This window comes from Kitasatospora sp. NPDC053057, assembly GCF_044546945.1.
GTDB lineage: Bacteria > Actinomycetota > Actinomycetes > Streptomycetales > Streptomycetaceae > Kitasatospora.
The window spans coordinates 54,890-63,696 of the sequence record NZ_JBITZP010000044.1; the positions used below are offsets into that span (position 1 = coordinate 54,890).

Below are 8,807 nucleotides of genomic sequence, written 5' to 3' on the forward strand. Positions count from 1 at the left end.
CGTGCGGCGCACCCACCCCGTGCCCACCGGCCGCCGGAGTAGGCTCGCCGCCCGCACCGACGGCCGACATTTTTGTATTTGGGGAAGGCGTAGGCATGAGCGACGTGCTGGAGCTGGTGGACGTATCCGTGGTCCGGGAGGGGCGCGCGCTGGTCGACCAGGTCTCGTGGTCCATCTCCGAGGGTGAGCGCTGGGTCATCCTGGGACCGAACGGCGCCGGCAAGACCACCCTGCTGCAGATCGCCTCCTCGTACCTGTTCCCGACCTCGGGCAAGGTCTCGGTGCTGGGCGAGAAGCTGGACGAGATCGACGTCTTCGAGCTGCGCTCCCGGATCGGCCTGGCCGGCGCCTCGATGTTCGACAAGCTGCCGGCCGAGCAGACCGTGCTGCAGACCGTGCTCACCGCCGCCTACGGCATGACGGTCAGCTGGCAGGAGACCTACGAGCAGTCCGACGAGGGCCGCGCCCTCGCCCTGCTCGACCGCATGGGCATGGCCAACCTCACCGGCCGCAAGTTCGGCACCCTCTCCGAGGGCGAGCGCAAGCGCACCCTGATCGCCCGCGCGCTGATGACCGACCCCGAGCTGCTGCTGCTCGACGAGCCCGCGGCCGGTCTGGACCTCGGCGGCCGGGAGGACCTGGTCCGCCGGCTCGGCGCGCTCGCCCAGGACGAGTTCGCGCCGGCCATGGCGATGGTCACCCACCACGTCGAGGAGATCGCCCCCGGCTTCACCCACGTGCTGATGATCCGCCAGGGCAAGGTGCTCACCGCCGGCCCGATCGACACCGAGCTGACCGCCCGTAACCTCTCCAAGTGCTTCGGCCTGCCGCTGACCCTGGAGCGCCACGGCGACCGCTGGTCGGCGCAGGGTCTGCCGCTGGGCTGACCCCCCGTCCGTTCACCTCGCGAAGGCCCGTCGGAACCGGTCGCACGTGCGACCGGTTTCCGCCCCTCGACCTGCGGGAACTGTCCGCCTCGAAGCCCTTCGCTCCCTAGGATGGACACGTGGACAGCTGGATCTGGTGGCTCCTGGCCGCCGCAGCCCTCGGCATACCGCTGGTGCTCACCGCGATGCCGGAGTTCGCCATGTTCGCCGTCGGTGCGCTGGCGGCCGCCGGTGCCGCCGGACTGGGCGCGGGAGTGGTCCTTCAGGCCGTGACCTTCCTGGTGGTCTCGGTCGCGCTGGTGGCCTTCGTCCGTCCGATCGCCTACCGGCAGCTGCGGCGGGGCCCGCAGATCAAGATGGGCATCGAGGCGCTCCAGGGCGCCACCGCGGTCGTCGCGGAAACCGTCGACGGGGAGGGCGGACGGATCAAGCTCAACGGCGAGATCTGGTCGGCCCGCGCGCTCCACCCGGACCAGGTCTACCAGCCCGGGCAGCAGGTCGACGTCGTCGAAATCCAGGGCGCGACCGCCCTGGTCGTCTAGGGGAGAGTCCGTGGAACCCGTCCTTATCGTTTTGGTCGTCCTGGTCGTGGTGGCCTTCATCGCGCTGATCAAGACGATCCAGGTCATCCCGCAGGCCAGCGCCGCGATCGTGGAGCGCTTCGGCCGCTACACCCGGACGCTCAACGCAGGGCTGAACATCGTCGTCCCGTTCATCGACCGGGTCCGCAACCGCATCGACCTGCGTGAGCAGGTCGTGCCGTTCCCGCCGCAGCCGGTGATCACCCAGGACAACCTGGTGGTCAACATCGACACCGTCATCTACTACCAGGTCACCGACGCCCGGGCGGCCACCTACGAGGTCGCCAGCTACATCCAGGCCATCGAGCAGCTGACCGTCACCACGCTGCGCAACATCATCGGCTCGATGGACCTCGAGTCCACCCTGACCTCGCGCGAGGTCATCAACGCCGGTCTGCGCGGGGTGCTGGACGAGGCCACCGGCAAGTGGGGCATCCGGGTCAACCGCGTCGAGCTGAAGGCGATCGAGCCGCCGACCTCCATCCAGGACTCGATGGAGAAGCAGATGCGCGCCGACCGTGACAAGCGCGCCGCGATCCTCACCGCCGAGGGCCAGCGCCAGGCGCAGATCCTCAAGGCCGAGGGTGAGAAGCAGGCGGACGTGCTCCGGGCCGAGGGTGAGGCGCAGGCCGCGGTGCTGCGCGCCGACGGTGAGGCCGCCGCGATCCGGACGGTCTTCGAGGCCATCCACGACGGCGACGCCGACCAGAAGCTGCTCGCCTACCAGTACCTGCAGACCCTGCCCGAGCTGGCCAAGGGCGACTCCAACAAGCTCTGGATCATCCCCAGCGAGGTGGGCGACGCGCTCAAGGGCCTCGGCGGCGCCTTCACCGGCCTGACCGGCAACGGCGGCGGGATGAACGGCGGCGCGGTGGCGGCGCCGAGCGTCCCTCAGGCGCCCCCGGCGGCCACCCAGGTGCCGCTCGACCCGGCGGCCGGGCCGCGGCCGGTGGACGTCGAGAAGGGCGCAGCCCGTCCCCGGGTGGACCCGGCGCAGGAGTACCGCAAGATCGACCCGGAGTGATCGACCCGGAGTGATCGGTCCGGAGTGATCGGTCCGGTTCCTCCGGTCGGGGCCCGCTGCCTGGTGGTGGCGGGCCCTCGGCGTTCTCCTGGTTCGCGCCCGGCGGTGTGGCGTACGTCCCGAATCCTGGGCGGGCCTGGTCCTGCCGGGGCGGGGTCCGGCATGATCCCCTCGGACAGGACCGCGAGGAGAGGTGACCCGTGACGCTCTGGGAGGCGATCGCCGTCCTGGTGGCCGGCGTCGGTGCCGGGATGATCAACGTGATCGTCGGCTCCGGCACCCTGATCACCTTCCCGGTGCTGCTCGCCGTCGGCATCCCGCCGGTGACCGCCAACGTCTCCAACTCCTTCGGCCTGGTGCCCGGCTCGCTCAGCGGCGTGATCGGCTACCGCCGCGAGCTGGTCGGCCAGGGCCGCCGACTGCGGCGGATGGGCACGGCCTCGCTGCTCGGCGGGCTGCTCGGCGCGCTGCTGCTGATCAAGCTGCCGAGCGGCGCCTTCGACGCGATCGTCCCGGCGCTGATCCTGCTCGCCCTCGTCCTGGTGGTGATCCAGCCCCGGGTGGCCAAGGCCGTCGCGGCCCGCCGCCGGGCCGACGGCGACCCGGACGGCAGCCTGGTGCTGCTGGCCGGGGTGTTCCTCACCGGCATCTACGGCGGCTACTTCGGCGCCGCGCAGGGCGTCCTGCTGATGGCGCTGATGGGCATGATGCTCCAGGAGGACCTGCAGCGGATCAACGCGGTGAAGAACGCCCTGGCGATGATCGTCAACGGGGTCGCCGCACTGTTCTTCCTGTTCACCTCGACGGTGAACTGGACGGCTGCCGGGCTGATCGCGGCGGGCTCGCTGGTCGGCGGCCTGCTCGGCGCCAAGGTCGGCCGCCGCCTGCCGCCGGCCGCGCTGCGCGCGGTCATCGTGGTGGTCGGGCTGGCGGCCGTCACCAAGCTTTTGCTGAGTTGAACGACGGTCAGACCGTATGTCTGACCGTTCATCGGACCGTACCCACATGGGAGGAACAGGCCATGGCCCTGGAGATGCGTGAGACCTGCGAGCGCTGCGAGGTGTCGCTGACCGCCGACAGCCCCGCCTCGATATGTTCCTACGAGTGCACCTTCTGCGCGGACTGCACCGAGGCCATGGCGGCCAACTGCCCCAACTGCGGCGGCGAACTGGTGACCCGTCCGCGTCGGAAGGCCGCCTGACCGGCACCCCACCGGCACCCACCGACGAGACCCGGAGCGCACCGATGAGCAGCAGGGCACGACTGAGCGAGGACGAGATCGGGGCGGCGCTGGCGGACGTGCCGCTGTGGAGCCGGGACGGCGACAGCATCGTCCGCAGCGCCGACGCCCCCGACTTCCCGGCCGCGATCCGGGTGGTCGTCGCCGTCGCCGAGCAGGCCGAGGAGCTCGACCACCACCCCGACATCGACATCCGCTGGCGCACCCTGCGCTTCGTGCTGTCCACCCACAGCGAGGGCGGGCTCACCGGCCTGGACTTCACCCTCGCCGCCCGCATCGACGAGGCCCTGCGCGCCGAGTCGGCCGCCTGAGGCCCGGCCCCCGCCACCGCGTCGAGGGCCCGGGTGGGGGGCCCGGGCGGGCGTGAGATGCTGACTGCCGCAATCGGCAGGCCGGCTGGGGGGCTGGGAGGGACGGAACGGTGGCACAGGACCCCTTCGGAGACGCCCATGCCCAGCAGCAGCCGTGGCATCCCCAGGGCGGGCAGGACTGGCAGGGGTACTACGACCCGCAGCAGGCACAGTGGCAGCAGCCGGAGCCGCCCGGGCAGTGGCAGTACGACCGGATCCCGTACGACCAGCAGGGCGGTTACGGGCAGACGGGGTACGTCGAGGGCGCCTACGTCCAGGGGCAGGGCTTCCACCAGGGACAGTTCCCGGGACAGTTCCAAGGGCAGGGCTTCCCGGGACAGTTCCAGGGACAGGGCTTCCCAGGAGAGGGCTTCCAGGACCAGGGCCACGGGCCGCACGCCGGCCAGGAGCAGTTCCAGCCGTACCAGCAGCAGTACCCGGACCACGGGCAGCAGCCATACGCCGCCGCCGCGCCGCAGGCCCAGCCGGTGGAGGAGGGGCTGTACGTCCCGGCGGGCGCCGAGTACTCGGCCGACGGCTACGTGCACATCGAGGAGACCCCGGCGGAGCCCGGGCCGCCCGTCGAGGAGCCCCCGACGGGCGGAACCGCGGAGGCGGCCGCGCCTGCCGAGCCCGGCGCGCGCTCGCGAGCCGCTCGGCGAGGCGGCCGCGGTGGTGACGGCGGTTCCGGCTCCTCCACTTCCACCTCCACCTCCTCTTCGTCTCCCTCTTCCTCTTCCGCGCTCGTGGACAAGGTCCGGGCGGCCGTCCTGACCGGGGAGCACGTGCCCGGCCGGCGGGCCCTGCTGGTGCGGGCCGGCGCCGGGGTGGCCGCGCTCGGGGTGCTGATAACCGCAGCGCTGACGGTGGGAGCCGAGGGCGGCGGCAGCGCGTCCGCGACCAGCGGCGGTGAGCCCGGGTTCGCGGTGGCGCACACCAAGGTCTGGTCCGCTCAGCCCGTCGCCGCCGCGCAGCCGGCGGGCGACGACACGCTGGTCGGCAGCTGGCTGCTGGCCGACGCGGTGGTCCGCGCCGACGGCTCCGGCGTGCACGCGTACGACCGGACGGCGGGCAAGCCGACCTGGTCGGTCGAGCCCCCGGCGGCCGGAGCCGTCCCGTGCGGGCTCTCGGTGGGCGTGAACCAGGCCGGGCTGGGCGCGGCCCTGTTCCGGCCGCAGGCGGACCCGAAGAGCCCCTGCACCCTGGTCGCCGCCGTGGACACCAAGACCGGCAAGACCGCCTGGACCAAGAACCTCTCGGACGCCAAGGGCGCTTACTCGGCGCGGATCGGCGTCACCGAGGACATGGTGATCGCGGTCGGCGACGACCGGGTGGCGGCCTGGGCGGCGGCCGACGGGAAGGACGTCTGGCAGTACACCGGGCAGGGCAAGTTCTGCACCCTGTCCGGCGGCGTCAGCGGCAAGACCGTGCTGGTCGCCTCCTCCTGCGCCGACTCGACGCCCGCCGACCAGGCCGTCGCGCTGAACACGGCGGACGGCAAGGTCAGCTGGTGGCGGGGCCTGAACAACCAGCCGAAGACGGTGACGGTGCTCTCCGCCGAACCGGCCGTGGTGCTCACCACCGGCGGGAAGCCCGAGGACGACCGGGTGTTCGCCTGGGGCGCCGCCGGCGACCCGGCCGTCGAGATCCCCGTGGTCACCGACGCCGGCCGGCTGAACGTCACCCACGGAACGTTTTCGGCCACGCCCGAGGTGTTCTTCGAGGGCCGCACGATGGTCGCCGCGACGACCCCGGCGAACGGCGGCGGGCCGGTGTCCGTGGTCGGCTACGACCTGGACACCGGCAAGCAGCGCTGGAAGACGCCGACCGCCGCCAAGGGCACCTCCCGGGCGGTCGGCATCGACGGTGACTCGCTGGTGCTGGCCGCCGACGAGCGCCGCGACCAGCCCGCCCGCCTCGGCCGCTTCCCGCTGGCGGGCGGCCAGGAGTCGGTCGGCGGCAACTTCCCGCCCGGCACCGGCTCGCTGCTGCTCTCCGGGCGGGTGCTGATCGGCGGCGGACAGGTGGTCGTGGTGCCCGAGCACGCGGCCAACTACGGCACGGCGGCGGGCTACCAGGCGAAGGGCTGAGCCAGGCGCCGGCCGACCCGCCCCGGCCGGCCCGTCCCCGGCCGGCCCGTCCCCGGCCGGCCCGTCCCTGGCCGGCCCGTCCCCGGCTAGGCCGCCGTGAGCGGCTGCCCCGGCACGGCCGGAAGCCAGTCGGCGAGCTCGCGGGCCTCCGAGCTGCGCAGGCCGAGCGCCAGCATCAGGGTGGCCTGCGGCGTCGGCACGAACGGCCGCCGCAGCAGTTTCATCCCGGCCTGTTCCGGAGTCCGGTCCGCCTTGCGCTGGTTGTCCTCCGCGCACGCGGCCACGGTGTTCATCCAGCTGTCCTCGCCACCGCGCGACCTGGGGTGCAGGTGGTCCACCGTGGTGGCCCGGCGCCCGCAGTACGCGCACAGGTGCTGGTCCCGGGCCAGGACACCCCGCCTCGACCACGGGGCCTGTTGTCGGAACGGCACTCTCACGTACCTCTGCAGCCTGATCACCCGTGGCACCGGGACGGCCACGCCCGTGCCCCGTATCGAGCGCAGCGGGTGCGCCTGCTCCACCACCGCCTTGTCCTGGAGCACCAGGACGACGGCGCGCTGGAGCGACACCGTCGTCAGGGGCTCGTAGCTCGCGTTCAGAACCAGCGTGTTGCGCACTGGGCACACCCTTCCCACGGGCGTGCCACGGCGGCACGACCGTCTCCACACACGTCACTGCCGCCGCACGGCGGTGAACCCACTCTGAATGGGCCCGCAGCCGACTAACAACGGAATTTCCGGTATCGGGGAGGAGCCCGGGGGAGCGGGCCCGCCGGTCCGACCCGGTGCCTCGGGGAAAACTCGCTGGCCGGAACCGCGTAGGCTCTATCAGGCTGGAGTCGTACCGACCCCGGGGCCCGACCGAACCGGGCCGACAGCGGGCGGACGCCCGATCGAAGGAGAAGCGTGACCGTGACGGACATCGTCGACGAGCTGCGGTGGCGTGGGCTGATCGCCCTGTCCACCGACGAGGACGCACTGCGCAAGGCGTTCGCGGACGGCCCGGTCACGTTCTATTGCGGCTTCGACCCGACGGCCCCCAGCCTGCACCTCGGCAACCTGGTGCAGATCCTCACCATGCGTCGCATCCAGCAGGCGGGGAACCTCCCGCTCGGCCTGGTCGGCGGCGCCACGGGCCTGATCGGCGACCCGAAGCCCACTGCCGAGCGCGTGCTCAACGACCCCGAGACGGTGGCCGGCTGGGTCGAGCGCCTGCGCGGCCAGATCTCGCGCTTCCTCGACTTCGAGGGCCCGTACGCGGCCCGCATGGTCAACAACCTGGACTGGACCTCCGGGATGTCGGCCATCAGCCTGCTGCGCGACGTCGGCAAGTACTTCCGCGTCAACAACATGATCGCCAAGGAGGCCGTCGCCCGACGGCTGAACTCCGACGCGGGCATCAGCTACACCGAGTTCAGCTACCAGATCCTCCAGGGCATGGACTACCTGGAGCTGAACCGCCGCTACGGCTGCACCCTGCAGACCGGCGGCAGCGACCAGTGGGGCAACCTCACCGCCGGCACGGATCTGATCCGCAAGGCCGACGGCAAGTCCGTCCACGCACTGGCCACTCCGCTGATCGTCAAGGCCGACGGCACCAAGTTCGGCAAGACGGAGTCCGGCACGGTCTGGCTCGACCCCGAGCTCACCACCCCGTACGCCTTCTACCAGTTCTGGCTGAACGCGGACGACCGGGACGTCTCCAACTTCCTGCGGATCTTCAGCTTCCGCTCGAAGGAGGAGATCGAGGAGCTGGAGCGCGAGACCACCGAGCGCCCCGCCGCCCGGCTCGCCCAGCGCGCCCTGGCCGAGGAGCTCACCACGCTGGTGCACGGCGCCGAGCAGTACGAGCGCGCGGTCGCCGCGTCCAAGGCGCTGTTCGGGCAGGGCGACCTGGCCGACCTGGAGGCCCCGACCCTGGCCGCGGCCCTGGCCGAGGTCCCGAAGGCCGAGGTCGCCGAACTCCAGCCGGTGGTCGACCTGCTGGTCGCCGTCGGCCTGGCGCCGAGCCGCTCGGCCGCCCGCCGGACGATCAAGGAGGGCGGTGCCTACCTCAACAACGTCAAGGTGACGGACGAGGAGGCGGTACCGACCGAGGCCGACCTGCTGCACGGCCGCTGGCTGGTGCTGCGCCGTGGCAAGCGCAACCTGGCGGCAGCGGACCTGGTGTCGGCCGGCTGACCGGTCTGCCGACCTGCCAGTTGATCAACTGGCTGAAAGCGCACCCGCTCTGAGCTGCGGCTTTGAGCCCTGAGGGCCGGATCTGGACAGATCCGGCCCTCGACGTTTGACGATGTCCTCCAGGTGGCCTAGTGTTGAACGAGTCGCTGGAGCGGCCACCCCACTCAGCAGGACCCACCCTCACACCTCGAAGCCCATCCATTTGGGTTGGTCGGCATTGCCGTCAATAGGTGTGAGTGTGAATTTCGATTAACTCTCGAAATGCGCTAACGTGGTGGTCGTCGCAGAAAGCGGCCCCGGCCAGTTCGGGAAATCGGATGAATGAAACTCCGGAAAACGGAGCGGAAAACATCTGGTAAACTGGAAACACGAAAGAACGAAGCGCCCGGAGGGCCCGCTGGAAGGCGGTCCGAAGGAAGCGTCCGTTCCTTGAGAACTCAACAGCGTGCCAAAAG

General features: G+C 71.5%; 10 protein-coding genes. 8 read left to right on the forward strand and 2 right to left on the reverse strand.

Going from position 1 to position 8,807, the window contains the following annotated elements:
* Positions 1–95: 95 nt before the first annotated feature.
* From ACIG5E_RS32510 to ACIG5E_RS32540, 7 genes are all read left to right on the forward strand, one after another.
* Complete coding sequence (locus ACIG5E_RS32510) at positions 96–887, forward strand: ABC transporter ATP-binding protein (RefSeq protein WP_396239517.1); 792 nt, start codon at positions 96–98, stop codon at positions 885–887.
* A 119-nt stretch (positions 888–1,006) separates the two neighbouring features.
* Positions 1,007–1,429: an NfeD family protein gene (locus ACIG5E_RS32515; protein WP_396539589.1), complete on the forward strand. Its 423-nt coding sequence runs from the start codon at positions 1,007–1,009 to the stop codon at positions 1,427–1,429.
* Between the two features lie 10 nt (positions 1,430–1,439).
* Entirely contained in the window at positions 1,440–2,492 is a 1,053-nt protein-coding gene (locus tag ACIG5E_RS32520; protein WP_396539591.1) for an SPFH domain-containing protein, read from the forward strand.
* 200 nt (positions 2,493–2,692) lie between these two features.
* A complete protein-coding gene (locus tag ACIG5E_RS32525) occupies positions 2,693–3,451 on the forward strand; it encodes a sulfite exporter TauE/SafE family protein (RefSeq protein WP_396539593.1) in 759 nt (252 codons plus the stop codon).
* Positions 3,452–3,513: 62 nt separating this feature from the next.
* Complete coding sequence (locus ACIG5E_RS32530; protein ID WP_396539595.1) at positions 3,514–3,693, forward strand: DUF1272 domain-containing protein; 180 nt, start codon at positions 3,514–3,516, stop codon at positions 3,691–3,693.
* A gap of 44 nt (positions 3,694–3,737) precedes the next feature.
* Positions 3,738–4,043: a 4a-hydroxytetrahydrobiopterin dehydratase gene (locus ACIG5E_RS32535; protein WP_396539597.1), complete on the forward strand. Its 306-nt coding sequence runs from the start codon at positions 3,738–3,740 to the stop codon at positions 4,041–4,043.
* A gap of 110 nt (positions 4,044–4,153) precedes the next feature.
* Positions 4,154–6,172 (forward strand): PQQ-binding-like beta-propeller repeat protein, encoded by a 2,019-nt coding sequence (locus ACIG5E_RS32540; RefSeq protein ID WP_396539599.1) that lies wholly within the window; start codon positions 4,154–4,156, stop codon positions 6,170–6,172.
* Between the two features lie 86 nt (positions 6,173–6,258).
* Here the strand turns inward: ACIG5E_RS32540 and ACIG5E_RS32545 are convergent, their stop codons facing one another.
* A complete protein-coding gene (locus ACIG5E_RS32545; RefSeq protein ID WP_396539601.1) occupies positions 6,259–6,789 on the reverse strand; it encodes an HNH endonuclease in 531 nt (176 codons plus the stop codon).
* A gap of 294 nt (positions 6,790–7,083) precedes the next feature.
* Here ACIG5E_RS32545 and tyrS point away from each other — a divergent pair, with 294 nt between their 5' ends.
* On the forward strand, positions 7,084–8,352 hold the full coding sequence (gene tyrS, locus ACIG5E_RS32550; RefSeq protein ID WP_396539607.1) for a tyrosine--tRNA ligase: 1,269 nt from the start codon (positions 7,084–7,086) through the stop codon (positions 8,350–8,352).
* A gap of 223 nt (positions 8,353–8,575) precedes the next feature.
* On the opposite strand, the gene ACIG5E_RS32555 is transcribed toward tyrS, so the two are convergent.
* Positions 8,576–8,807 (reverse strand): hypothetical protein (locus ACIG5E_RS32555; RefSeq protein ID WP_396539603.1); only part of this gene is annotated, 232 nt, incomplete at its 5' end.